Raw genomic sequence first — 25,127 nt, 5'->3', positions numbered from 1 at the left:
TTAAATACGTATTATTTAAAATAAAGGTTAGTGGTACAGGGGCTGTTTACAGTTTGTAGCAAAGTAGCTTTAAGAGGATATTATTTATCGGTGTAGAACTATTATTTTGAGAGGATTTTTAGGGAATTTTAAAAAAATATTTAAAACGATGAACCTTTCCCTTCACTCATTTGTATAAGAAGTGAACAAATGAAATAGGAAGCGAACCTTTGAAAAGGGAGAGAAAATATATGTTAAACGGTTTTATGGTTTCATTAATTGTAGCAGCCATTATTATGATCATCATTATTTCAATAGCAATTCCAATGGATAGAAAGTATGTTGTTAGAAAAGCAAACAGGAAAATTGATTTTACAAAGACAACCATTTTCTTTCGCTGGAATGTGTTTGATACTCTAGCTATTTCAGTTGCAGTTTATGCAGTAATTTGTGTGCAAGTATTAAATTTTCTAATTTCTTCAGGTCACACAGTTGAAAATAATTTTGTTCAGTTTTTTACAAATCAGGCTCAAGCCTTTACACTAGTAGGTTTTATTTACTTAATTACTAGAATCTCACTTGTGCTGAAGGGAATAAAAGAGCGTTGGGGAATTGATTATGAATGATGATATTAATGAGCTAATGCATTCTTATCAAAATGGAGAGGTTCATGCACTTGATCGACTGTATACATTGTTAAAACCAACATTATACTTGTTTATATACCGTTATACGAAGAACGAACAATTAAGCATGGATATCGTCCAGGATGCATTTCTTCAGTTACAACAGAAAAAAAATCAGTTCGATTCGAATAAGGCCAATGTAAAAACTTATCTTTTTCAGATTGGATATAACATTATGGTAAATAAATTAAACAGGAGAAAAAGGCTTCAAAAGCTACTTCCTTTTTTAACACCAACCTCCTTCGAAATTCCGAACAATGATGAAAAACTGGAGATTAAAGAAGCAATTATGGGACTACAAGAATCACAGCGAGCAGTTATCATATTAAAGTATTATCATGATATGACAAATGCAGAGATCGCAGACATTTTATCCATTCCTATTGGGACAGTTAAATCAAGGCTTCATATGGCCATTAAAAATCTAAAGCAGTTGTTAGGAGTCGATGATTTTGAAGACAAAAGATCCGTTTGAAGGTGAATTTTACTTAAAAAGTAAAATGGATGCTTACGATGAAGAGATTCCAGATTTTCCGATGAGGAAAAATAAGTTTTCAAGTATTATAGGATTTTTAGCATCTCCTACGAAAAATCCTATGGACCATTTTATAAGTGAATCACAAGGGATCATTATGCTGAAGGCTGTTCCAGCTCTTATTGGCATATGTCTGGCTTTTGTTCAGACATTAATTTATTTTTTGTAAAACATGAAATTAAATTAGAGGTTACAGCCATAATGAATACTTAAATTCGTTATGGTATTTTTATGTCAAAAAACAGGTGAATTCGTAACCCGAATTTAAACTCAACAAGATATATTACAGTGTCTCGGAAAGGTGCGCGAATTGATGCGAAAATTTATTAAAAATCATTTTGTACTCCAAAACTGAACTACTTACTTAGGTAGTCTCCTCCTATTATTCTTGTTTACCACTAGGATATAAAAATTCATAGTTCCGATTTATTCGATTTCCTGCTTTATTTATAACTGTTATTCGATAGGCACTATAAGCTGGGCTGGATGTGGTAAAGGAAATTTCCTCATGAAAGGAATTATTGATAACAGTATCAGGAAGATCTGATTTTGTAAATTTACCAAATCTTGCTTCTGTCCCATCTGTTTTCCCTTGAAATGTAACTGTATGTTCTCCTTCACCCAATCTATTAACAACTTCTACAGGACTTTCTACAGTCAATGATGGCAGAGTTGGGTCAGGTGGTTCACAGAACGTTAAACCTAAAACATTGAAATCATAAGTAACGATATTTGAATCACTTGAAGTCTCAGCTGGATTTGTTGTTATAACAAACATATAGTTTCCAGCAGGCAACAAATCACCATTATAATATACAGACTCCCAATTTTGAGTAGTGATTATAAAGTCTGATCCTATCGTGTTCTCTCCCCACTCTACTTGAATTTTTCCGTCCTTTGTGGTGGTAAAGAGATAATAATGTGTCTCAGCATCACGGTAGAGTTCACCCTTATAGTTAACCTGGTCCAATCGACCATTGTTTTCTTCAATTTTATCCTTGGTCTCTTCTTCGCTTTTTGAATCTTTAATTTCCACCACTGGAGCCTTTTTCTCTGAAAAAGCTTCTTTTGAATTATTAACTACATCTCTCTCAAAAAGAAAGGAAACAATAAGTGCTACAGATAAAAAAAGAAAAAAGATAAATAAATATTTATACCATCTCATCTAGTTCACCCTTTTTTAATGTTGTAATTCCCTCACTGCATAAGACGAAATTCCCTTGAAATCGTTACATTTGAAAAAGGAGATGAAAATTTCTTTATAATAGAAGAAGGGATAATGACCTAAGTAGCTAATATGAAAGATTGGAACTCTTAGGAGTATCATATAAATGATAGAGTGAGAACTAAGAAGAATGAGGTGTATTTGTTTGAATTTGACATTAAAAAATATAAATCGAGAGAACTGGGAAGATGCAATCGCGTTATCAGTAAGTGAAGAGCAAATGGGGTTTATGGCATCTAACTTATATTCAATCGCTGAAGTACAGTTTTTAGAAAGCTTCCTTGCAATGGGGGTCTACTTAGAGGAAGAGATGATAGGATTTACTATGTTTGGAATTGACCCTGATGACGGAAACTACTGGATTTACCGTTTGATGATTGATCAGCGGTACCAGGGTAACGGTTATGGAAAGCAGGCAGTTGAATTAGTAGTTACTAAAATAAAAGAAATCAACACCTCTAATGTTCCCCTCATTATGATCGGGTATCATCCGTCAAATAATGGTGCTAAAATAACATATAAAAAAGCTGGGTTTGTAGAAACGGAAATGGCACCATGGGGCGAACAGCTGGCAAACTATATATTTTAATTCATTTTTTCTCTCAAAAGGCCCTAAAGGGCTTTTTATTTTGACTTTGAATAGGACATGTTAATTTAGCTTACTTAGATATGTTAGAAGATTTATAAACTTAAGTTTAATAACTCAGAACATTCCAAAATAAACTATATATGTAAAATTTATGTAAATATAGTACAAATTTACCAGTTTTAGTCTATAATAATATCTTGTGTGAGATTTTAATTATGTAAGGATTATAGATTAGGTTTATGAAAAGAGGAGATAGAATGAGTTTATTAAAGTTTTTGGTTGAGCGAAAAATTCTTATTGGACTAATGGTAGTGTTTGTTTTACTTGTAGGCAGTTATTCACTAACTAAAGTAGATAAAGAATTAATGCCTCCCATCGATTTTGATGCTGCTTATGTTAATGTGAATGCTGGAGAAATGGCAGCTATCGAGGTTGAGAGAACCATAACAACCCCATTAGAACAGAAAATCCTAGGACTTGACGGGGTAGAAGGTGTTGATTCGACCACTAACATTGGTAGAAGCTCCCTTCAAGTAGTCATTGAAAGTGGTCGCGGTGATGATGTGACAAAGGAAATTCAATCGATCGTTAGTGCGACTACATCTACTATATCAGGTGTAAAGGAAGTTGTTACAGACCAAGTGGGAACAACTCAGAGCTACGATTTCTTTATGGATGTATCAGCTGGTGATATGAAGGAAATAACCACTTTTGCTAAGGATGTTCTTGAACCTAGACTAGAAGAGCTTCAAGAAGTTAACGATGTGTTACTTTCAGGATTTCAAGAAAATGAAGTAGCGATTCAATTTGATCGTGAAAAGGTTGCAGAAAAAGGCATTGATGTCATGCAGGTAGTTGGAGTGATCCAACAGAGTAATAGTGAGGCAACAATTGGGGAGTTTAGTAGTGAAGAAGATTCACCTTCATTACGTTGGGATACAAAGTTAACAAGTGTTGAGGATTTAGAAAACCTTAAAATTGTAAGCTCTACTGGTATGATTAATTTAGAGGAAATTGCAGAGGTTACTTTACAACCCTTAGATAATTCTAACCTTGTATGGAAGAATGGTACAAAGGACTTTGTTTTCGTTCAGGTAGGTCGTGTATCAGATGTAACTCAAATTGAAATGGCAGAAGCAGTCCGTGCGGAGATCAAAAATATCCGTGAAGAAGGACTTGTTGAAGGATTTGAACTAAATGAAATGGTTGCACAGGCGGACTATGTTAAAGATTCTATTGATGGTGTAACTAGCAATATTCTAATCGGCGGTATAATTGCCATTGTGATTTTAATGTTATTTTTAAGAAATATTAGAGCCACTATTATTGTTGGTCTTTCTATACCAACTTCGGTGTTATTAACGTTTACAGCAATGTGGTTGTTTGATTATAGCTTTAATATGTTAACGTTAATTGGGCTTGGGCTTGGAATTGGGATGATGGTTGACTCTTCCATCGTCATTTTAGAATCCATTTATCGAAAGAAAGAACAAGGTACTTCAAATTTTAAGGCAGTTATTGAAGGAACAAAGGAAGTAGCTACAGCTGTCATTGCATCCATGCTAACGACGATTGTAGTATTTCTACCAATTGGGTTACTGGGTGGAGAAATGGGTCAATTTATGATGATGCTTTCTGCTGTCGTTGCCATCACTTTAATTGCTTCGGTCATTGTTTCATTTACCCTTATTCCTTCTCTTTCAGAAAACTTCTTAAAGCTAAGTAAGAAAAAGAAGGTTAAAAAGGAAGGTCCTCTTTTACGTGGATATATAAAGACTGTTCAATGGTCAGTAAAGAAGAAACGATATAGCTTTGCGGTTATTGGAATCTTTATATTAATGTTCGTTAGTTCTTTAGCGTTTGTAACTAAAATTCCGATGACTATTATGCCAGATGTACTAAATCGTTATCAGGAGTTAATGGTGACGGTGGAAACAGGCTTATCTACAGAAGAAAAGGAAAAGGTTGTTTCCGAGATTAATAAAATCCTTTCTTCTATACAAGATGTGGAATCTAACTATTTAATGGATAATGGCAACATGTTTTATACGGTTATTAATATGACAAAAGGTGACGATATTACAAGGGAACAAAAAGAAGTGAATGAAGAAATATTTAGCTCTTTGAGGAAGTTACAGGATACACTCCCAATTCAAAATGTTGCGAGTCCGATGTCTGCAGGTGGAGGTTCACCAGTTCAAGTGAACATTAAAGGTGAAGACTTTAAAGAGCTGCAAACAATTGGTCAAGATTTTATTACAGAACTTGAGAAAATTGATGGAATTGTTGGTGTAGCTAACTCGATTGAGCGTACATCAGTCCAAGAAGTGATAGAAATAGATGAGGCAGCAATTGAGGATGCAGGGCTTTCCAAGATGCAAATTAAGCAATTTATTGAAACAAGCTTTTTACAGATGCCAGTTGGTGAAATATCGATTGATGAAGAGAGCTATGCAATCAACGTTAAATGGGATGAAAAGATTGAAAGTAAAGCAAGTCTTTTAGATTTAACCATTCCAACTGCAACTGGTGATCAAGAATTGTCTTCATTTATCTCTTTAGCAAGTGTGGATACACCAAATGAAATATCGCATGTCGATGGTGAACGTTTAATTACAATCTCAGCAGATATTGAGGAACGTGATTTAGGTGCAATAAATCGAGACGTTCAAAAGCTAATCACGAGCTTCGAGACCACACCAGGTTATACGGTGGAAGTAGCAGGAGATTTAGAACAGCAACAACAATTAATGCAGGAAATGCTGATGATCTTAGGGATTGCCATTTTCCTCGTGTATCTAGTTATGGCAGTACAGTTTAACAGCTTGTCGCACCCAATCGTTGTCATGTCAGTGATTCCAATGACTGCAGTCGGAGTGATTCTAGGGCTTCTACTAACACAACGTGAGCTAAGCATTATGTCTGGTATGGGTGTTGTGATGCTAATTGGTATTGTCTTAAATAATGCGATTTTATTAATTGATCGTACAAATCAATTACGTAAAGAGGGTTATGGTGTAGAGGCTGCGCTAGTTGAGGCAGGTAAAAACAGAGTGCGTCCGATTTTTATGACAACCTTAACTACAGTTGGAGGTATGCTTCCACTTGCATTAGCTTCAGGATCTTCTGGTAATTATCAGGCACCAATGGCCACTGTCATTATCTCAGGGTTAATGTTTGCGACATTAATTACATTACTATTAATTCCGACGGTTTACCGACTTTTTGATGCGTTCGGAATAGGCGTTTCTAGAATAGGTAAACGACGTAAAAAAATGACTAAACAGACAGATGAGGCTACAGAAGCGGCGAGTTAATTAATAAAAAAGCTACTCATTATTTAAATCCCACAGTTTTGATACTGTGGGATTTTTCAATAATCAATAATGTCTTCCATGGTATTGGAATTTGTGCAGATACTCAATTGTATCGGTGTTGCACGCAAATACCTCTTGAATTTACGCAATTATGTTATAAGTCACGCAATTAGTAGCTTGAGCCACCCAATTATATAGAGGTTCCACACAATAACCTTAAAAAGGTCTTTGAAAACCATCTATCAAACTTAAAAAAACGTTAAAAGGCTGCCACAAGGGCAGCCTTTTAACGTTCTTATCTAAAATAACAGTTCATAAACTAGTAAACCAGCAATCATCCAAATAATAATGGCAGATAGACGGTTAATATTACGTTGTAGATTTTGACTGGAGTCAAGCTTTCCAATAAGTTTACCAAGGTAAGCTAAAAGAAAAAACCATAGCCACGATACTACAATACATCCTACCGCAAATAAGTACGTGTCTCCTCCAGAATACGCTAATGAGCTAGTTCCAATTACACCTACTGTATCCAAAATAGCATGTGGATTTAAAAGAGATACTGATAAGGCAAAACTAATTTGTTGTTTAGGCGATAAGGGACGCTGTTTTTCTGCTAAGTGCTTCTTACTAGTTGCACGCCAAATTGTCCAACCCATATAAAGTAAAAAAATAATTCCAAAAAATATAAAGAAACTTTTTAGCCAAACTATTTTAAAAATAATGAGTGATACGCCTGAGATAGCTAAAATAATTAAGAATGTATCACATAAGGAAGCTGTCAACACGACAGGAAGCACTCTAAAATAAGTAGGCTGTGTTGCTCCCTGGTTAAAGATAAAAACATTTTGCACCCCTAAGGGAAGAATAAGCCCAATTGATAAAAGAACTCCATGAAATAGAGCAACCACATCATCACATCTCCACAGTTAATTAAGCCTAAAAGAACCGAAGCGCTATTTCACTTCGGTCCAAAAGGATTCCATTTTAAAACGAGCTTTTTTTACCAACCACGATCATATTGCTTTGGTGGTTCAATGGATACACCTAACTGATTTGCAGCGGTTCTTGGCCAATAAGGGTCTCTCAGTAACTCACGAGCAAGAAACACGAGGTCACCACGGTCATTTTGTAGTATTTCTTCCGCTTGATTTCCTGTTGTAATTAAGCCAACTACACCAGTTGGGATATCAGCACCGTGCTTGATTGTTTCTGAGAATCCGATTTGATATCCAGGGAAGACGTTTATTGGTGCAGGGACAACAGCGCCGGAGCTTACATCAATAAGATCGACTCCTTGTTCTTTCATCCACTTTGCATATGTAACATAATCCTCTGGTGTTAACCCCTCAGGATGATAGTCATTGGCAGATACTCTAACAAATAAAGGACCATCCCAGACTTGATTTACTCCATCTATAATTTCACGTAAAAATTGATAACGTTTCTCTGTACTTCCACCATATTGATCTTCTCGTTTATTGGTTAATGGTGATAAGAATTCATTTATTAAGTAACCATGAGCACCATGAAGTTCAATGATGTCAAATCCAGCTTCCTTAGCACGGTTTGCACCTGCTTTAAATGCCTGAACCGTTTCACGAATCTCTTCCACCGACATTTCCTTTGGTGTTTTCATTTTTTCATTAAACGCAATAGCAGAAGGGGCAATGATTTCGCCGTCTACCATTGCTTTTCTACCTGCATGAGCAATTTGAATAGAAGTAGCAGCACCTTGTTCTTTCATCATTCCTACTAGGTTAGCTAAACCAGGTATATGATCATCATCCCATATACCGAGATCTCCATTGGATATTCTTCCTTGTGGGGTGACAGCAGTTGCTTCCACCATAATTAAGCCAACACCACCAACAGCACGGCTTACATAATGAGTGAGATGCCAATTTTGAACCTGCCCATCTTGCTCATGTGAAGAATACATACACATTGGAGACATAACAATTCGATTTTTAAGGGTAACATTTTTTATTTGGTAAGGACTGAATAACTTTGCTTCCATATATGCTCTCCTTTACAATTAACTGTATTTCAACACCAATTATAGCATTCTGATTTTTAAACAGATAGTTAAGTGCTTACAAAGAGTGGTATACTAATTTTGAAAATTTGTCGAGAGAAAGGTGTAGGATATGTTAAAGTGGCAATCTAAAGACCAATTGGTAGCTTTACTATCTAAATTAGTGGGGTGTCCTAGTGTAACGGGTAAAGCTCAAGAGGTGGAGATGGCTAAATTAATCCATTCACAGCTACAGGAGCTTTCCTATTTTAAAGAAAATCAAGGTGATCTACGCTTACATGAGATAAACGATGGACGCCTCTTTGTGACGGCATTAGTTAAAAAACCTAATGTAAAGAAAACAATTGTATTATTAAGTCATTTCGATGTAGTTGAGGTAGAGGATTATGGTACCTTTAAAGATTTAGCCTTTAATCCTAAAGCCTTGACTGAGGAATATAAAAAAAATAAACATCTCTTCGCAAGTGAGGTACAAGCTGAAATTGAAAGTGGGGACTGGCTGTTTGGTAGAGGGGCAATGGACATGAAGGCAGGACTTGCTCTGCAAATGTCTATGATTGAACGAGCTGCCAATGGTCAATTTGACGGAAACCTTTTATTATTATCTGTCCCTGATGAAGAGGTGAATTCTGCAGGGATGATTGGAGCTGTCCCTGCATTAGTGGAGCTAGCAGATACACATGATCTTCAATATGTCGCTTGTCTTAACTCTGAACCGATGTTTTCAAAATATCCTGGTGATGAAAATTATTATATGTATACAGGATCTATTGGGAAGGTATTACCTGGCTTTTTATCCGTTGGCAAAGAAACACATGTGGGAGAACCGTTTTCGGGATTAAATGCTAATTTAATGGCATCTGAAGTAACGAGGGTACTTGAACTCAACACTGATTTTTGTGAGGTTGTTGATGGTGAAGTTACACCGCCACCAACAAGCTTAATGCAGAGGGATTTAAAACAAGAGTACTCCGTAAAAATACCCTACACGGCAGTTAGCTTATACAATGTATTATTTATGAAACGCTCCCTAACGGAGATGACCGACCTATTACTTCAACAGGTAAAAACAGCTGCCGAAAATATCGAAGGACATTATTCTAGGCATGTAGAGCAGTACAGTAAGCTTGAGGATTTTTCCGAGACAAAAATGAAGGTTAACATATTTACATATGAACAACTGTTACAAGTTGCTGTTGAAAAGCATGGAAAAGAGGAAATAAAAAAAAGGCAAATGGAGTTAGTGGCTAATCGTACTGATGAAGATGACCGAGAGTTTTCAACCAGAATGGTAGAAGATCTAGCCATCTTGTGTAAAGAGCTTTCTCCAATGATTGTTTTATTCTATAGTCCACCTTATTATCCATCAGTTTTATCAAGTGATGTAGAAGTCATTTCAACAACTAAAGAAGAACTCATTGCCTATGCGAAAGAAAAATACAACATAAAGATTAAATCACTTCATTATTTTTCCGGTCTATCTGATTTGAGCTTTGTTGGACTAAGAGAATCAGGAGAAGAGCTACAACCTCTTTTATTCAATATGCCATTATTTAAAAAGGGCTATCACCTTCCAATCAAGGAACTTGAGAAGCTCCAGGTTCCTGTATTAAATGTTGGTCCATTTGGAAAAGATCCTCATCAATGGACGGAGAGACTACATGTGCCGATTAGTTTTGGAATGTTTCCTGACTTGATTTCAAAGACAATCAACACTTTATTAAATAAGTAGAGAAATAACGACAAACGCAGAGAATCTGAACATAGATTCTCTGCGTTTTAAATTAGGGGAGGATGAGCTTTTTAAGTTGGGAAAGTGTTTTTTTCTCTACTCCACAGGCTGTAATTAAATAGTTTTCAATTGTACCATATTGAGTAAAAAGATGATGAAACACTTCATCCAAATATTCTCGTTCAACAATAAGTAGAGGCTTTATTTGTTCTGGTGTTACCCGGAAAAGACTCATAAGCTGAACAAACCTCTCAACCCTTCTCATTCTAGGTCCTATTAGGTCATTAGAATGTAAATAGTGTTCAATGACTGACTCATATTCAACTCCAACTAGTAATTGAAGTAGTGCCACAATAAAGCCTGTGCGGTCCTTTCCACCGGTGCAGTGGATTAAGGCAGGACTGTTATTAGATAATGATAATTGTGTAAAAACTTCCTTAATTTCACCTGTGCGTTGAGTTGCCATATTAGAATAAAAGTCCTTAATCAACTTATGAAAGTCTAAACTTTTTGAATCCTTTATTAACAGCTTCATAAATTGAAGGCGAGAATAATCCTGTGAGGGATCATGAAAAGGAACGTGGACTATCTTTTTGGCATAATTCTGTGGTAGGCGATCGGGCTTGGACTTTCGTTCATTATGTGTTCGAAGGTCACAGATGAACTGAAGGTTGAGCTGATCTAGCTGCACAAAATCCCGAGGTGAAAGCCTGGAAAGATCATCAGAACGAAATAATATCCCCTTCTTGATCCATCGTCCATCTTTAGTTTTTAGCCCGCCAATATCCCTAAAATTATAAACAGTTTCAAACTTTATATGATGTATGTCACTTTTGTTCATATCTGCCTCCGTTTTTAAGTGATAGAGTGATTCTCGTTCTTTATCTGAGGTAGCTTATGAATGCTTGGCAGCATATAGCTTAAACATGCTGCTGCAACGAGTAGAATAATAGAATAAACAAAGGCATCAGTATAGCTTCCACTTAGGTCAAATAGCAGGCCTGGTAAATAGGCACCAAGTGCTGAACCGAGCTGATGACTTAAATAAAGCCATCCTAAAATCACGCCAACAGAAAGTTCACGAAAGTACTCTGTTGCAAGTTTAATCGTAGGAGCAACTGTTGCAAAATCAACCATTCCAAAGCTAATTGCAAATATAAGTAGAAGATACGATTCATTTAAGATAAAACCGAATGCTGATGTATTGTAAATCATAACTAACAGTATGACCACCGTAAGTGCACGACTTCCATACAAAAAGGCAAGCATATTTTTACAGTTAAACCGATCAGATAAATAACCGGAAAATATTGTACCAAATATATTGAAACCAGCTAATAAACTTACTGCTACTCCTGCAACAACTGGTGTAATCCCACAATATTGTGCAAAAGGAATTAAGTGTGTATCAATTAACCCACTCGTAGTAACTCCACAAACAAAAAAGGGTAATAGAAGAAAGAGAAATTCTTTTCTTCTCAATAGCATAAAAATAGTGACCTTTTTTGCTGATGAAAGCTTTGGCTTTGCTGGGTTCTCTATTATAGACACTTCTCCACCTAAGGGAGAGACCTTCTTTTCAGATGGGTGTGTTCGTAGAAATATATATAATAATGGAAAAACGATTAGAGTTAAAAAAAGTCCTAGTATTAGAACTGTTAGTTTCCATCCAAACACAGTGATGAGAAATAAAGAGAGAGGAACAAGTACGAGCTGTCCACCTGCTGAGCCTGCAGTCATAAGTCCAATCGCAAACCCCTTCTTCTCCACAAACCAGTTGGAAATTGCTACAGAGCCGGCAACATTCGAGGCTCCACCAAAACCAATGGAAGCAATCACACCGTAAATAATCATCAACTGCCATGGGCTAGTTGCAAAAAAGGTAGCAATAGTTGAAAGCCCAATTAATAAAACGCTAAAAGAAAATATCACGCGAACACCATATTGATCGACCAAGCGCCCGATAAAAGGCTGTGATACACCATAAACAATATAGCTTATTAATGCAACCAGTGAAATGGTACCTCTGCTTGTTGAAAACTCATCCTCCCAAGGTTCAATGAACGCTCCAAATGATAAACGAACACCTTGTGCAGATAATAACGCTAGAAACGACAGCGCTAAAATAATCCAAGCGTAATGGAAATAACCAAGCTTGAGTTTACTCATACGGCACCTACTTTAGATTAATAGCAATAGTTAGACTAAGAAAAGATTGGAAGCAAGGGACCAATCTCTTTAAATTTTTAATGTAATATGTTGAAGTTTAGAAGAATGATAATCTCCTAACATCATACCAATAAATTAGCAAAAATTGTATAATGCATTTATATATAATTCGTATTTGAGGGAGTCATGATGAAGAGAATACTAATCTTGTTATTTGTGATAAGTTACGGATTTGCCTTTGTTTTCTCAGTAACCAAAGGAGGAGATGAGCCGACCTCGTCAACAATGTTCGAAGATGTCAGTGGCTTGATGCCAGTTAAGGTTCAAAAGATTTTGGAAGGCAAGGAAGAAGAGTCAATTAGGCAAGTAGTAAAGGATGCGAAAGAACAGGGACTTAAGGTTTCAATTGCTGGAAAGCGCCATAGTATGGGGGGGCACACGTACTACACAGATGCTATTGTTCTAGACATGACTTCCTATAACAAAATCCTAAATTTTGATGTAAATGAAAAAACAATCACAGTTCAAAGTGGAGCCACCTGGAATGATATTCAACAGTATATAAATCCATATGGATTGGCAGTTAAGGTCATGCAATCTCAGAATATCTTTACAGTAGGTGGTTCAATGAGTGTGAACGCTCATGGTAGAGATATCAGGTATGGGTCTTTAATTGATACCATTCGTTCTTTCCGCCTCTTACAAGCTAATGGTCAAATTATACATGTTAGTCGTGAGGAAAATGAAGAGTTATTTTATTTAGTTAACGGAGGCTACGGCTTATTTGGTGTAATCCTTGAAGTAGAAATTCAGCTAACTGAAGACGAGCTTTATACCACGAAAACAAAGGAAATGAATTACGATCAGTATACAGATTACTTTAAAAGAGAAGTGCTAGAGAATGAGCAGGTTAGGATGCATTTAGCTAGAATCTCAACGTCTCCTCAACATTTTTTGACGGATATGTATGTTACAGATTATATGTTAGCTGCTGATCAAACAAGTGTTGCGTTAGAGGAGCATAATGAATTAAAGAGCGATGAGATGACCTGGTTAACTAAGTTTTTATTAGGACTATCTAGGAGCTATGATTGGGGAAAGAATTTACTTTGGGAGATGCAAGAAAGCTATTTTTTAAAGACAAATGGAAATCTTGTTACTCGAAATAATGTGATGAGATCAGAATCAAAATTCCTAGAATATGAAGATGAATCAGATACAGATGTACTTCAAGAGTATTTTGTTCCCATTGAACAATTTGCAGATTATATGGATGATTTGCGTGAAGTTTTGACTGAAGAAGATCTGAACTTAATAAATATCACGATTCGATACGTACAAGAGGATGAAACAGCCGTTTTGTCATATGCCAAGAAGGATATGTTTGCCCTTGTTTTACTCATTAATCAAGGTCTATCTAAGGAAGAAAGTGCTGCCACGCAATCTGTCGTTCAAAAGATGATTGATGTTACCTTGGATCATGGTGGAAGCTATTATCTTCCTTATATGCCATATGCAACAAAGGACCAAATGAGAGAGGCATATCCCCGTTCAGAGGAGTTCTTTATACAAAAGAGAAAATATGACTCAGACGAACTATTTTATAACTTTTTTTACGAGGAGTATAAATGATGGATGAAAAAAGGTTAAGGCTGTTAGTATTCTCACAAAGCATGACGTTTTTTGCAAGTAGCCTTATTTTTCCTTTTTACATTCTCTTTTTGAAGAATGTGGGGTCATCTTTTTCAGCTTTTGGTCTTTCCTATGGAATATTTGGTTTATCTTCAGCGTTTATCTATCTTTTATTGGGAAAAATATCTGTATATATTGAAAATCGTTATTTGCTTCTAATAAACTGCTGGGGAATGGCTTTGATTTTGCTTACTTTTCCACATGTGACAACTATGATTCAGGTCTACAGTATTCAAGTTGTGTTAGGGATTTTTGGGGCATTTCAAAAACACGGAGAAAAAATACTACTAGCTAATTATACAGATCAATCAAACCGGGGTGGAAAGATTGGCAATTATCACTTTTGGACAACACTTTTTTCTTCCGTTGCCATTATTTCGGCAGGCTTTCTAGCAGACTTTTTTACGATTGATATCATTTTCTATAGTAGTTCGATTCTCTATCTGATTAGTGGATATTTTATCATTCCCAAGAAAACAAAAGCTGTAGTTTAAAGCCTGTATAATTAGCTTAATTGTAAGTAAGTATATTTCCTCGATAATTATTTGAAAATAATGACAAAAACCCGTAGAAGGGTTATCCTTGTATATATAGTCAGGTTCGAATTAAGTTTTAAAATCAGCTGGAGGGAATTATATATGCAAGAGGTTCTAGCAAGTCCCTGTGAGATACATTGTATTTCACTACCAACTCCGTTTCCTGTTGGAGATGTGAATGTACACTTAGTCAAATCAGAAAAGCTAACATTGGTTGATGCAGGAGTTAAAACAATAGAGGCTTGGAATCATTTTAAAAATGAACTGGCTAAGCTTGGTTATACGCCAGAAGATATAGATCAGGTTGTCATCACACACCATCATCCTGATCATGTAGGAATGCTTGATTACTTATCACCTGAGCTTCCCGTTTATGGACACCGTTTTAACCAACCTTGGATTACGAAGAATTCATCGTTTTTTGAACACCATGATCAGTTTTTTTATGATTTGTTTTCTAAGCTTGGAGTAGATGGAATAATTTTACAGAAGATGAATAAGTTAAGAAAGACTTTAGCATATAGCTGCGAAAGATCTCTTTCATATGAGGTTAAAGAAGGAGACACCATCCCAGGCCTTCCTGGTTGGACCGTATTAGAGACACCGGGACATGCTCAAAGTCATATTGCTCTTTATCATGAAGGTAGTCGGGTGCTACTTGGTGGCGACCTTTTACTTGGTCATATTTCTTCTAATCCATTACTAGAACCGCCAATGGATGGTGAAGAACGACCTAAAACATTATTACAATATAATGAATCATTAAGAATCATTCGTGATTTGCAAGTTAAAAAGGTTTACCCGGGTCACGGGAATGTTATTGAAAATGCAAGCGCTCTTATAACAGAACGTTTACATAAACAAGAGAAGCGAGCAGAAATAGTCGTAGACATGTTAAAGGAAGAACCACTAACGGCATTACAGGTATGTCAGAAGTTATTTCCATTAGTGTATAAAAAAGAACTTGTATTAACACTTTCTGAAACATTAGGTCAGCTTGACTATCTAATGGAGGATGATTACATTAAGATGGAGACGGTAGATGGACAATGGGTGTTTAAAACAAGATAAAGGTGTGTGGAGATTACATGAAATTAAATGGTAAGAATGTAGTGATAACTGGTGCTTCGAGTGGAGTGGGAGAAGCCCTAGCCTTTAAGGTAGCTGAAAGTGGTGGAACACCAATTCTTCTAGCTCGAAACGTGGAGAAACTACAGCAAATTTCACAAACCATTGAACAAAAGTATCTACTACATTGTCCGTTTTATCAGCTTGATGTCCAAGATCTTGAGAAAGTGAATCAAACCTTTCGTACGATTATTGAAGACACAGGTACTATTCATGTGTTAGCCAATAATGCAGGGTTTGGTGTATTTGATGAAGTCATTGACATTAATTTAACAGAAATGAAGGATATGTTTGAAGTGAACGTTTTTGGACTCATCGCCTGCACGAAAGCGGTACTACCATCGATGATTGAACAAAATGAGGGTCATATTATTAATGTAGCTTCTCAGGCGGGGAAAATTGCTACACCTAAATCTAGCGTTTATTCTGCATCTAAGCATGCGGTGTTAGGATTCACCAATAGCCTTCGTATGGAACTCAGGGATACGAACATTTTTGTTACGGCTGTGAATCCTGGCCCTATTGCAACAGGCTTTTTTGATATTGCGGATAAGTCTGGTAATTACAAGAAAAGTGTGGAACGCTTCATGCTAGAGCCAGACTTTGTAGCAGAAAAAATAATTGATGCAATGTTTACACCAAAACGTGAGATCAATTTACCTGGCTGGATGAACGCTGCTAGCAAATTTTCGCAAGTGTTTCCTGAGTTTGTAGAAAAGGTTGGCGGAAAAGCCTTTTATAAAAAATAACTATCCTAAGCATGAGTTTCTCATGCTTTTTTTTTCGTAAAAAAGGAGGTGTCTTGAGAGTATGTTCCGGTTAGTAGGAATCTTCATTTGCTGCTTTTTCTTGTTAACGAGCACTGTTTGGGGTGCAACTGATCCGGTTGAAGTAGAAGAAATAAAAAAGAATGCTCCTGTTCATTTAATTGGTAAGGTAATAGCGGATGAATTACATCGTGATTTTAGCGACTCATCTGGTCCTTCACAAATAAGAGTGATGACTCTTCAACAGGAGCAACTCCTAAGAGTTTCTCCTGAAGTAGCTCCATTAGGAGAATATGTACAAGTTTTCTATTCGTACATTCCTGTTTGGCAATCTGAGTTATATGAAGGTGGGAAACGTGTAGACGTTACCGTAGGAGATATAGTTGAAATCTATCTCGATAGGGGAGAGTTTGGTTTTGAACCAGCACTAGGTGGAGACACGATTGAGCATATTGTGTACATGGACAAAAGGGCTGAACCTATTCCTGAACCTTTCCTACATAAGTTAACTAGAGAAACGGCAAAGCTTCTAGATACTTACTTATCTGTTACAGTGTTTTTGGGATTTCTTCTTTTCATTCTCGTAGTGATTTTTCTACATAAAAAAATAAGCATATAAGTTAGTGCTAGTGTAACGTTTTTAGAAGTCACTACGACGTATATGATGAGGTGATAAGTATGATGAAAAGAACATGTATAGGGCTTATGATTGGGTTTTTTATGTTTTTGGCGAGCTGTGCTCAGGATAGCACTAGCGGTACAAATAATGATGTTAAAGATATAACAGGTTATGTGATGTCAGTAAATGAACAGATCATCCTAGTTACAGAAAAAACGGAGGGTTCACAGCCTAACGCGGCAGTTTACACGATCACGGAAGAGACAGATATTGTCTCCACAGAGGGTGAGAAACTTTCAAAGTCTGACCTTTCTGTTGGAACACAGGTTGAGGTTTGGCATACTGGAGTTGTCCAAGAATCGTTTCCAACCCAAGCAACTGCTACTAAGATTTTAGTTCATACAGATGAAGATGCCCAAAGAGTTGCCAAAGGAATTCACGCAGCAGTTCAGACGTTAGATCCAAATCTTACTTGGTGGGTAAAGTCAGTGGAGGAAGTGGACTCAGAATATCATGTGACCTTCTCAGAGTTGATGGGAGATACAGAGCCAGTGGTAATTAAGGTCGACCAGAATTTTCAGGTTATTGAGTAATGGTGTGAAAATCAATTTCACAGTTTAACTATTACCTACTTTAGGAAAATACAGACAGGAAAACCTCGGAGTTATAATCTCCGAGGTTTTTGCAACGATTTTGCAGCATTACTTCAAGTAGTCTTTCCAGATAGAGTCATCAAATTGTCCATCCGACACTTGGAAGAACTGTCCCATAAATCCTAGGTGTACTATGCCAAATTCATCAATTGCTTCCTTTGGTGTCGCCGCATAAACAGAAAAAATAAAGAAATCGGCTTCTGCTATTCGTACATTTTCAGGAAGTGGGTTTCCAAAATTCTTCTCTTCAAAGTGTATGTAGTCTTGTGTTGTTGGATTTGTTACTGTCGATATAAGTAAGAAGAGTAAAAGTGCCACCATTAAAACTACCTTTTTTGATTTCCATTGTTTATTTTTCATGATTTCACCATTTCTTTTTCGCTTCTCATCATATAATCACCTCGAAAGTGTACAAAAGCATTTCTACTCCATTATTCAAGAAGAAAATTCCAATTCCTTCCTTGGATTAGGTCATTTTAAGAAGGATTTAAACTATTTATAGTGAATATAAATGCTTATAGAGTGGAGGCAGTTTTTAGGTCCTGTTAAGGAATGACTTTATATAAGTCTGAATAAAGGAATGAAAAGAGGTGTTCTTCTGTTTTCAGAACTGCTATTTCAAGTGATTGTTTTCTCTATCATTTTCTGTGTAATTTCAATTGTAATCGACAGATGGATTCGTAGAAAATTAGGCATAAGTAAAGGATTTAAATATGAACCATATAGTTCTTCACAGCGATCGATTGAATACGGTATGCTTGCGGTTTTTATAATAGTACAGTTTGTCATGAATTTCGAATATGCTTTTTTTAGTTCTTTGGTTTTTAGTATTTTGCTACTACTTTTTCGTATTTTTATTGAAAGAAAATATGCAAAGAATGATAATTACCACCTTATTCTATCGATAGATTTAGTGTTCTTTCTATTATATATTTCTAGTATTTCTATCCTCTTTCCAGAATTCGCTCTTTCCTAAAAGTTAAAAGTAACTAATGGAATTGATATGTAATTGGAGGCTGTCTATGAACAAGTACAAACTATACCTAAATATGATTATTGGAACAATAGGAACATTACTTGTTGCTATTTCTGCACTCAGATATATTGTAGAAGAAGGTAACTCTGCAGGGTATTATATGATATCTTTGGGTTTCGTTTTAACTCTTAACTATATAAATTTCCTAGAAGAGAAAGCGGAAATTAGCAAGAAACTGACAAGGATTAGAGCAGTTGTTTCGATCGTGTTATATTTGTTGTTTTCATATTTCTTATTTCTTTAAAAATTTCAACTTAGCTAGGAGAAGTTTGATGCTAAATCGTATGATTAAACAATTTAGATTGCAAGTGCAATCAATCAATGAGGTTGAGGATTCCCATAGTTCCACAGTCTATAAATGTACGCTGCTTCGTGGTGAAAATGTTTACTTGAAAATACCTTATACACAATTAAAATGTCAGCGAGAGTTAGAAGCCTACGAAATCTTAAAAGGTAGTGTTTCTATTCCTGAAATGCTGGATTATTGGCCTGGTGATAAGGAATGTCCAGGTGCTTTTTTATTATCTGAGTTAAAGGGAAAGCCTTTATCAGCTAAGGACTCATCAATAGTAGCATTTCAAGTCGGAGTCCTTCATGCTAGCATGCATACTGTTCAGCCACCTGCTAAGCAGGTGTTAACCGGTATCCAAAATGAATACCCAACCTGGGCTACTTTTATTGAAAACCAGTTTTATAGTTTTGCAAGGGACGTAAAGGATGTTATAGATGAACGTTTATTCAATAAAGCTCTTGAACGATTTGAAGGTATGAAACAGCAGCTTCCTTCTCCAGATGGACCGAGCTTTGTACATATGGATTTTCGTCCAGGCAATATAATAGTGGATGGTACTCAGGTTTCAGGTGTGATCGATTTTGAGAGTGTCCGGTTTGGTTCAACAGAAGGGGACTTTACCAAACTGTATCGTGATTTTTTACAGCATGATGAAGCCTTGTACAAGGCTTTTCAAGAGGGCTATAAAAGTATCAGACCATTGGTTGATCTTGAAGTTGTTCTGCCATTTTACCAATATACAGATGCCTTCAATAGTATTGGTTGGTGTAAGCGTCGTGGAATAGAGAGAAATGCTCTGTTTTTAGAAGAGAATTTAGTAAGGTTAAAAACATGGTTAAAATAAAAGGTTTGTATTTTTATAGTTGATTTAGCACTTAGTGTAAACTAAAGGGATTTAAAATCGGGGGAACAGGTAATGTGGATTGGGATGATTATATCATTTGTAGCAGCGGGGTTAACTTTATGGTTAGAAGGATTTGGTGGCCTCCTAGTCACGAATACTTTATTGGGATTTTTAACAGGTACATTTCTAAATTTTTACCTACATTATGTGGATAAAGAGATACGCTAATAGACACAGCGACAGAGTCTGTGAGAATAAAGGTTAAACGGTTAAGTCAGAGGAGGTAGATTATATTTTTCAAAGATTACAGTTTATATTGCTTGTAGGTTATTCACTATTATTATGTTTTTGGATGCTGATTGGGTTTGGGAGAACTACTCACACTGAGTATATGTATAATCTAATACCATTTGAAACCATTAATATTTTTTTGCAAATGGACAGATTCAACCCTGATGTTTGGATCAATCTAGTCGGTAATATTGGTGTTTTTGTCCCTTTTGGAATATTGATTCCTTTAGTTATAAAAAAGAGACTCTTTAAGTCCTTTATTCTATTTTTTAGCGCTGTTCTTGTTTTAGAGACTTTACAGCTTGTGTTAAGAAGAGGAAGTTTTGATATTGACGATCTTATTTTAAACAGCTTAGGATTTTTTACTGGATATGGCCTTTATAGGATTTTTACATCATGGGGAAGTTCTAGGAGTGAAAGGAAATTAGGGGAATAAGTTTAGCCCATTACTAGGGAGCCTTTTAAAAATGATAGTCAACTACAAATTGTTGTAAGGTGGAAGATATGGAATTGAACGTTCAGCACGCCCAACCTATTAAAATAAGACCCTTAACCATAGAGGATTTTGGATATGTTTTAAACTGGAGTCAAGATGACAGCTTTTGCTCAGCAAATGAATGGGAGAAAAAAAGAAATAAGGAAGAACTATTCAGATGGTGGGAAGGTTGTGTAAAAAGAGAAACAGATGATTTTATTCGAATGGGCATTGAATTTGAAAAGAGGCTTATTGGCTACGTAGACTTAGCCTGTATTAAAGGGAAAACAGCTGAGTTAGGCATCGCGATTGGTGAGAGCGACTTATGGGGAAATGGGATTGGGGTTAAATCTTGTTTATGCATGATGGAGTTTGCTGTTAAAAATTTAGGGATCACCGTTTTCTACGCTGAAACCCACGAAACAAATAATCGTTCAAGAAAGATGCTTGATAAAATAGGATTTAAAGAGATTAGTAGAAATGGTAGTGAAACATATCTAGGAAAAGAGAGCCAATTAATACAATATAGTTGTTGTATAGGAGGGGAGTTATAAATTATTTAACTAGGAATGAACGGATAGATCGTGAAGAAATATAAGGAAAGGATGTGGAATTTTGGGTTCAAGAATCATGCATTTGATTATTGGTAATAAGATTGCTGAGTCGTTATCAATAAAAGACAAAACAACATTTCTGCTTGGAGGTATTGCTCCAGATGCAGTTTTTTCATATGAAGATAAAAATCGATCTCATTTCTTTATAGGTGAAGTACAAGATTATTCTAGAAGAGTGGATTATATTTTTTTGCGGAGGTCTCACACCCAATTTCTGACTTAACCAAAGTTTTCATAAATAAACAGTTCATCTACAGTAGTGTTAAGATGCTTTGCTAATTCAAATGCTAATGATAGTGTGGGGTCATACTTATTATTTTCAATAGCGTTGATAGTTTGTCTTGTAACATTACACAACCTGGCTAATTCTTCTTGAGAGAGTTTCTTAGATTTCCTAATAGAACGAATTTGATTTTCCATCAATTAGTCTCCAAACCTTCTTTTATTAAAGAGTAGAAAAAATAAAAACATAAAGGAAATTCCTGCTAAAGCACCGAGAGGATTTAGACCAGGATAATGGCCACCTTTAAAGAAGTCTATATAAATCATTTGACCAACCTGAATTATCAAAAGCACAACTGTTGTAATAAAGGTATCAGAAATAGTCTTGTTCCGTATAAATTTCTTCCGTTCATCTCCTCCTCTAATCAATGATACTAATAATAGGATAATCAGTATGAGTGAAAAACATAATACCCCAATCGCAAAGATCATCTCTTTATCCAATTTAAGTCCCTCCTATATTTTTAAAAAAGTAAAAAGTTTTTTACATTTTCAATGTTAGTATACATTCGTGAATTTTGTCAAAACTTTTGACTGTTTTCGTATAGATTGTTGCTGTTGGACTCATACTGTATAATAGAATAATTGATTATACAGGAGGCGTTCCTACAATGTGGTTAGATATTTACAGAGACTTTTCAGACCTTTCGCCAAAAGAACAATTAAAGCTCTTTAATGCAATAAGAGAAGACCTATTTCCAGAACCCAAAGCTGACATTTCCAAGTTTATTGGAGAAGTTCGTGAAACACGCTTTTCAGAAGGTTTAGCGTGTATTCATTGCGGTAGTATGTCTGTAAAGCGAAATGGTAAATATCGGTCACGTCAACGCTATCTCTGTAAGGACTGCGGAAAATCATTCAATGATATGACAGGCAGCCCTTTGGCGGGAACTAAATATCCTCACAAGTGGCTCAAATACTATGAGTTAATGGTCGAAGGATACACATTGCCCAAAATATCGGAAGCCCTTGATATACACATTTCAACTGCATTCTACTGGAGGCACAAAATTTTATATGCTATTCGTTCTCTTGGTCATCAAACTTTAAAAGGTATCATTGAAAGCGATGAAACCTTCTTTTTAGAAAGCGAGAAAGGCAAGAAAAACATTAATCATAGGAAGCCACGTAAAAGCGGCGGAGTGGCGAAAAAACGAGGTATCTCCAAAGAACAAATTTGTGTTGTAGTTGCACACGATAGAAATGGTCAAATTCTCTCACAGATGGCAGGTAAAGGGCGTGTTACAGCCGTGGAGTTGGACAAGGTGTTAGGGAGTCATATCGACACCTCTGCTTTGCTATGCACTGATACAGCTACAAATTATAAGAAATTTGCCCTTATGAAAGGGCTTCAGCACGAACCTATTAATGTCAGTAAAAAAGTCTATGTAAGAAAAGGCATTTATCATATACAGCACGTTAACGGCTACCATAAACGGTTAAAAAAGTGGATGGACCGTTTTCAAGGGGTCGCAACTAAGTACCTCGACAATTACCTTTTCTGGCACCAATTCCTTGAGTTAAATAAAAAGTTGCCGATACAAGAACGCATTAAGGATTTGCTTCTCGGCTCTTGTCAACGTGTTAACTTTACGACAGTAGAACAAATGCGATGTGCTTAATGCCTATCTTTCTGACCAATCTTCATTAAAAATGCCAAAGTCTTCTGCAAAACTGATACATTCTTCAATTGAGTCTAGAAGATAATCATTTTGCACTTCCCAATCCTGGTCACAAAGAAACAAATAGTATCTGTCGTCTTTATCGTATTGTGCAATTGCTAATGCGGTTATTGGCACTTCATTTGTTGAACCATCTTCCTCTTCAAAAACCATTAAACTTAGTTGTTTAGTAGTGTCGTTTTTCGTGTACTTTAATACCTTTGCACCGTCTAATTCAAGTGGAATACTCATAACAACCTCCTAACAATAACTGTTTAAAGGTATCATATCATAGAGCAACAATATTTACGAAAAGAGCCAAACTTTTTTACATTCTAGATTCGTAATAAAGGGAATTAAATACCTTTAATTAGTAGAGATTGGTTATGCTCAACCCACTTTGGTTAAACTGTGATGGGAATAACTAGTTACATGGAATATATATGTTAGGAGTTGCTGTAGGAATGGTGATGAAGTCAAACCTGTCGCGCAATTTGTGGTCGGGTTTTTTATTTGGAATGGGGCTAGCTGCATTTGTAGATGAAACGGTCTTTCATCAGCTTCTGCATTGGCATCATTTTTATGATAAATCCACAACTGATATGGGGTTAGTTTCAGATGGCTTTTTTCATGCCTTTAGTTGGTTTGCGACAATTGGTGGGCTGTTTATGGTTGCTGATCTTAGGCGTAGGAATGTCTTCTTAGTAAAGAGGTGGTGGGGGGGAGTTCTCACTGGTGCCGGTATTTTTCAACTGTATGATGGAATCATCCAGCATAAACTACTAAAGATTCATCAAATTCGCTACGTAGACAACATCCTAATTTACGATATAGTTTGGAATGCAGTTGCAGTAGTAATGATTGTAGCGGGTGCTATTTTATTGCTTCAAACAAGAGAGAGGAGGGTCGTGTATGGAAGGTAATCTACATCATGCTCATGGTATGTTTTCGAATTTGTGGGTATGGTTTTTTTTATTAGTAATGTTTACGTACCTTCTTATAACCTCTCGTTTAAAGGGTTGGCGTGTAGATCGCACTGTTTTTGGGATATTAGGGATCCTCCTTGTAGCTCTTTCTATAGTTGGTCCATTTGCACACCGTGCGCATTCTGAATTTACTTTTCATATGCTCACGCACCTATTACTTGGAATGTTAGCTCCTCTTTTCATTGTACTCTCTACTCCCATGACGCTAATTCTACGAACCATTCCTGTTAGATGGGCTAGACGGCTTTCCTTTTTCCTAAGAAGCAAACAATTACGCTTTATTCATGATCCCACACTAGCTGCTTTACTAAATATGGGGGGTCTATGGATCCTCTATACCACTAGCTTAGTTGAGAAGATGCATGAGAGTATGTTCCTTTATTTTTTTATTCATCTTCATGTTTTCTTAGCTGGACTTCTGTTTACCGCTTCGATGATTTCTATGGATCCCACACCTCACAGAACTAGCTTTACCTATCGTGCTGTTGTGTTAGTAGGTGCTCTTGCAAGTCATAGTATCTTAGCAAAGTATATGTATGCTTATCCTCCTATAGGTGTACCTGTATTACAGGCTAAAGCGGGGGGCATGCTCATGTATTATGGGGGAGGGCTTATTGATGGTGTACTGATTTTTATTTTTTGCTATCAATGGTTTCGTTCAGCTCGTCCCCGTGGTATGCAAAATCCCCTTTTACATAGCCAAGACGTTATATAGGAAGCTAGGAATATTTCCTTGCTTCTTATTCTTCGTTTTGTGTTAAATACTCATACACAACATCCTCGACAATTTCATGCAATTCACCTTTGCCATTATGATAAAGATGTAAAATACGTTCGGATAAGTAATCGTAATCAGCCTTTGTTAAAGGAATTGAATCAATCGTATGTTGATATTGATATAAAGAATTTCTAATCATCTTTGCAATTAATGGTTTTTCCATATGTCTACCTCCGACTATCATCATTCCATTTATACTATGC

Annotated in this window: 31 protein-coding genes and 1 pseudogene; 22 read left to right on the top strand and 10 right to left on the bottom strand. The window is 36.1% G+C overall.

Annotated elements, in window-relative coordinates; translation table 11 throughout:
• Positions 1 to 230: 230 nt before the first annotated feature.
• The 3 genes from G4D63_RS07060 to G4D63_RS07050 are packed head-to-tail and all read left to right on the top strand — an operon-like array spanning position 231 to position 1,369.
• On the top strand, positions 231 to 605 hold the full coding sequence (locus tag G4D63_RS07060) for a group-specific protein (protein ID WP_163178939.1): 375 nt from the start codon (positions 231 to 233) through the stop codon (positions 603 to 605).
• Positions 598 to 1,140 (top strand): RNA polymerase sigma factor, encoded by a 543-nt coding sequence (locus tag G4D63_RS07055; RefSeq protein WP_163178938.1) that lies wholly within the window; start codon positions 598 to 600, stop codon positions 1,138 to 1,140. Before G4D63_RS07060 ends, G4D63_RS07055 begins: the two co-directional genes overlap by 8 nt.
• Positions 1,118 to 1,369, top strand: coding sequence for a hypothetical protein (locus tag G4D63_RS07050; RefSeq protein ID WP_163178937.1), 252 nt, complete (start codon positions 1,118 to 1,120; stop codon positions 1,367 to 1,369). Before G4D63_RS07055 ends, G4D63_RS07050 begins: the two co-directional genes overlap by 23 nt.
• Before the next feature lie 213 nt (positions 1,370 to 1,582).
• Here G4D63_RS07050 and G4D63_RS07045 read toward each other — a convergent pair whose 3' ends face one another.
• On the bottom strand, positions 1,583 to 2,365 hold the full coding sequence (locus G4D63_RS07045) for a hypothetical protein (protein WP_163178936.1): 783 nt from the start codon (positions 2,363 to 2,365) through the stop codon (positions 1,583 to 1,585).
• A gap of 280 nt (positions 2,366 to 2,645) precedes the next feature.
• Here G4D63_RS07045 and G4D63_RS07040 point away from each other — a divergent pair, with 280 nt between their 5' ends.
• Positions 2,646 to 3,014, top strand: coding sequence for a GNAT family N-acetyltransferase (locus G4D63_RS07040; RefSeq protein ID WP_420837809.1), 369 nt, complete (start codon positions 2,646 to 2,648; stop codon positions 3,012 to 3,014).
• A 257-nt stretch (positions 3,015 to 3,271) separates the two neighbouring features.
• Positions 3,272 to 6,331, top strand: coding sequence for an efflux RND transporter permease subunit (locus G4D63_RS07035; RefSeq protein ID WP_163178934.1), 3,060 nt, complete (start codon positions 3,272 to 3,274; stop codon positions 6,329 to 6,331).
• Between the two features lie 299 nt (positions 6,332 to 6,630).
• Here the strand turns inward: G4D63_RS07035 and G4D63_RS07030 are convergent, their stop codons facing one another.
• Together G4D63_RS07030 and namA are read right to left on the bottom strand one after the other, a co-directional pair.
• Positions 6,631 to 7,242: a LysE family transporter gene (locus G4D63_RS07030; protein WP_163178933.1), complete on the bottom strand. Its 612-nt coding sequence runs from the start codon at positions 7,240 to 7,242 to the stop codon at positions 6,631 to 6,633.
• Between the two features lie 92 nt (positions 7,243 to 7,334).
• Positions 7,335 to 8,351, bottom strand: coding sequence for an NADPH dehydrogenase NamA (gene namA, locus G4D63_RS07025; protein WP_163178932.1), 1,017 nt, complete (start codon positions 8,349 to 8,351; stop codon positions 7,335 to 7,337).
• 130 nt (positions 8,352 to 8,481) lie between these two features.
• Between namA and G4D63_RS07020 the strand changes: the two genes are divergently transcribed.
• Positions 8,482 to 10,101 (top strand): M20/M25/M40 family metallo-hydrolase, encoded by a 1,620-nt coding sequence (locus tag G4D63_RS07020; RefSeq protein WP_163178931.1) that lies wholly within the window; start codon positions 8,482 to 8,484, stop codon positions 10,099 to 10,101.
• A 52-nt stretch (positions 10,102 to 10,153) separates the two neighbouring features.
• Here the strand turns inward: G4D63_RS07020 and G4D63_RS07015 are convergent, their stop codons facing one another.
• Together G4D63_RS07015 and G4D63_RS07010 are read right to left on the bottom strand one after the other, a co-directional pair.
• The gene (locus G4D63_RS07015) at positions 10,154 to 10,942 is read right to left on the bottom strand and encodes a tyrosine-protein phosphatase (RefSeq protein ID WP_163178930.1); all 789 of its coding nucleotides are present in this window, start codon (positions 10,940 to 10,942) and stop codon (positions 10,154 to 10,156) included.
• Positions 10,943 to 10,956: 14 nt separating this feature from the next.
• A complete protein-coding gene (locus tag G4D63_RS07010) occupies positions 10,957 to 12,270 on the bottom strand; it encodes an MFS transporter (protein WP_163178929.1) in 1,314 nt (437 codons plus the stop codon).
• Between the two features lie 189 nt (positions 12,271 to 12,459).
• Here G4D63_RS07010 and G4D63_RS07005 point away from each other — a divergent pair, with 189 nt between their 5' ends.
• From G4D63_RS07005 to G4D63_RS06980, 6 genes are all read left to right on the top strand, one after another.
• Entirely contained in the window at positions 12,460 to 13,902 is a 1,443-nt protein-coding gene (locus tag G4D63_RS07005; RefSeq protein ID WP_163179463.1) for an FAD-binding oxidoreductase, read from the top strand.
• The gene (locus G4D63_RS07000) at positions 13,902 to 14,456 is read left to right on the top strand and encodes an MFS transporter (protein ID WP_163179462.1); all 555 of its coding nucleotides are present in this window, start codon (positions 13,902 to 13,904) and stop codon (positions 14,454 to 14,456) included. Before G4D63_RS07005 ends, G4D63_RS07000 begins: the two co-directional genes overlap by 1 nt.
• 144 nt (positions 14,457 to 14,600) lie before the next feature.
• Positions 14,601 to 15,569: an MBL fold metallo-hydrolase gene (locus G4D63_RS06995; RefSeq protein ID WP_163178928.1), complete on the top strand. Its 969-nt coding sequence runs from the start codon at positions 14,601 to 14,603 to the stop codon at positions 15,567 to 15,569.
• A 17-nt stretch (positions 15,570 to 15,586) separates the two neighbouring features.
• The gene (locus G4D63_RS06990; RefSeq protein ID WP_163178927.1) at positions 15,587 to 16,375 is read left to right on the top strand and encodes an SDR family NAD(P)-dependent oxidoreductase; all 789 of its coding nucleotides are present in this window, start codon (positions 15,587 to 15,589) and stop codon (positions 16,373 to 16,375) included.
• A gap of 61 nt (positions 16,376 to 16,436) precedes the next feature.
• Complete coding sequence (locus tag G4D63_RS06985; RefSeq protein WP_163178926.1) at positions 16,437 to 17,012, top strand: hypothetical protein; 576 nt, start codon at positions 16,437 to 16,439, stop codon at positions 17,010 to 17,012.
• A 59-nt stretch (positions 17,013 to 17,071) separates the two neighbouring features.
• Positions 17,072 to 17,605: a DUF3221 domain-containing protein gene (locus G4D63_RS06980; RefSeq protein ID WP_163178925.1), complete on the top strand. Its 534-nt coding sequence runs from the start codon at positions 17,072 to 17,074 to the stop codon at positions 17,603 to 17,605.
• Positions 17,606 to 17,713: 108 nt separating this feature from the next.
• Here G4D63_RS06980 and G4D63_RS06975 read toward each other — a convergent pair whose 3' ends face one another.
• On the bottom strand, positions 17,714 to 18,025 hold the full coding sequence (locus G4D63_RS06975; protein WP_163178924.1) for a hypothetical protein: 312 nt from the start codon (positions 18,023 to 18,025) through the stop codon (positions 17,714 to 17,716).
• Between the two features lie 220 nt (positions 18,026 to 18,245).
• Here G4D63_RS06975 and G4D63_RS22420 point away from each other — a divergent pair, with 220 nt between their 5' ends.
• The 7 genes and pseudogenes from G4D63_RS22420 to G4D63_RS06940 all read left to right on the top strand — a co-directional run.
• Positions 18,246 to 18,641, top strand: coding sequence for a DUF4181 domain-containing protein (locus tag G4D63_RS22420; protein ID WP_163178923.1), 396 nt, complete (start codon positions 18,246 to 18,248; stop codon positions 18,639 to 18,641).
• Positions 18,642 to 18,687: 46 nt separating this feature from the next.
• Positions 18,688 to 18,945, top strand: a complete 258-nt coding sequence (locus G4D63_RS06965) for a hypothetical protein (RefSeq protein WP_239585908.1) — start codon at positions 18,688 to 18,690, stop codon at positions 18,943 to 18,945.
• A 28-nt stretch (positions 18,946 to 18,973) separates the two neighbouring features.
• Positions 18,974 to 19,837 carry an aminoglycoside phosphotransferase family protein gene (locus tag G4D63_RS06960; RefSeq protein ID WP_163178922.1) on the top strand — a complete coding sequence of 288 codons (864 nt, stop codon included), beginning with the start codon at positions 18,974 to 18,976 and terminating at the stop codon, positions 19,835 to 19,837.
• Between the two features lie 72 nt (positions 19,838 to 19,909).
• Positions 19,910 to 20,065 carry a hypothetical protein gene (locus G4D63_RS06955; RefSeq protein ID WP_163178921.1) on the top strand — a complete coding sequence of 52 codons (156 nt, stop codon included), beginning with the start codon at positions 19,910 to 19,912 and terminating at the stop codon, positions 20,063 to 20,065.
• 88 nt (positions 20,066 to 20,153) lie between these two features.
• Positions 20,154 to 20,564 carry a VanZ family protein gene (locus G4D63_RS06950; RefSeq protein ID WP_275580257.1) on the top strand — a complete coding sequence of 137 codons (411 nt, stop codon included), beginning with the start codon at positions 20,154 to 20,156 and terminating at the stop codon, positions 20,562 to 20,564.
• Between the two features lie 68 nt (positions 20,565 to 20,632).
• Positions 20,633 to 21,157 carry a GNAT family N-acetyltransferase gene (locus G4D63_RS06945; protein WP_163178920.1) on the top strand — a complete coding sequence of 175 codons (525 nt, stop codon included), beginning with the start codon at positions 20,633 to 20,635 and terminating at the stop codon, positions 21,155 to 21,157.
• Positions 21,158 to 21,218: 61 nt separating this feature from the next.
• Positions 21,219 to 21,401, top strand: a pseudogene (locus tag G4D63_RS06940) (hydrolase); the annotation flags it as partial.
• Between the two features lie 35 nt (positions 21,402 to 21,436).
• Here G4D63_RS06940 and G4D63_RS06935 read toward each other — a convergent pair.
• Both G4D63_RS06935 and G4D63_RS06930 read right to left on the bottom strand, forming a co-directional pair.
• The gene (locus G4D63_RS06935; protein WP_163178919.1) at positions 21,437 to 21,637 is read right to left on the bottom strand and encodes a helix-turn-helix transcriptional regulator; all 201 of its coding nucleotides are present in this window, start codon (positions 21,635 to 21,637) and stop codon (positions 21,437 to 21,439) included.
• A gap of 3 nt (positions 21,638 to 21,640) precedes the next feature.
• Positions 21,641 to 21,943, bottom strand: coding sequence for a hypothetical protein (locus G4D63_RS06930; RefSeq protein WP_163178918.1), 303 nt, complete (start codon positions 21,941 to 21,943; stop codon positions 21,641 to 21,643).
• 167 nt (positions 21,944 to 22,110) lie between these two features.
• On the opposite strand from G4D63_RS06930, the gene G4D63_RS06925 reads away from it, so the two are divergent.
• On the top strand, positions 22,111 to 23,121 hold the full coding sequence (locus tag G4D63_RS06925) for an IS1595 family transposase (protein WP_163178917.1): 1,011 nt from the start codon (positions 22,111 to 22,113) through the stop codon (positions 23,119 to 23,121).
• Between the two features lie 3 nt (positions 23,122 to 23,124).
• On the opposite strand, the gene G4D63_RS06920 is transcribed toward G4D63_RS06925, so the two are convergent.
• Entirely contained in the window at positions 23,125 to 23,412 is a 288-nt protein-coding gene (locus G4D63_RS06920; protein WP_163178916.1) for a hypothetical protein, read from the bottom strand.
• 212 nt (positions 23,413 to 23,624) lie between these two features.
• On the opposite strand from G4D63_RS06920, the gene G4D63_RS06915 reads away from it, so the two are divergent.
• Positions 23,625 to 24,083 (top strand): DUF2243 domain-containing protein, encoded by a 459-nt coding sequence (locus G4D63_RS06915; protein WP_239585909.1) that lies wholly within the window; start codon positions 23,625 to 23,627, stop codon positions 24,081 to 24,083.
• Entirely contained in the window at positions 24,073 to 24,861 is a 789-nt protein-coding gene (locus G4D63_RS06910; protein WP_420837803.1) for a cytochrome c oxidase assembly protein, read from the top strand. Before G4D63_RS06915 ends, G4D63_RS06910 begins: the two co-directional genes overlap by 11 nt.
• A gap of 25 nt (positions 24,862 to 24,886) precedes the next feature.
• On the opposite strand, the gene G4D63_RS06905 is transcribed toward G4D63_RS06910, so the two are convergent.
• Positions 24,887 to 25,087 carry a YqzH family protein gene (locus tag G4D63_RS06905; RefSeq protein ID WP_163178914.1) on the bottom strand — a complete coding sequence of 67 codons (201 nt, stop codon included), beginning with the start codon at positions 25,085 to 25,087 and terminating at the stop codon, positions 24,887 to 24,889.
• Positions 25,088 to 25,127 lie beyond the last annotated feature (40 nt).

The sequence above is a fragment of the Bacillus mesophilus genome, from assembly GCF_011008845.1.
Classification (GTDB): Bacteria; Bacillota; Bacilli; order Bacillales; family SA4; genus Bacillus_BS; species Bacillus_BS mesophilus.
The sequence above is the reverse complement of the archived record's forward strand: the minus strand, read 5'-3'. Positions and strand labels throughout refer to the sequence as shown.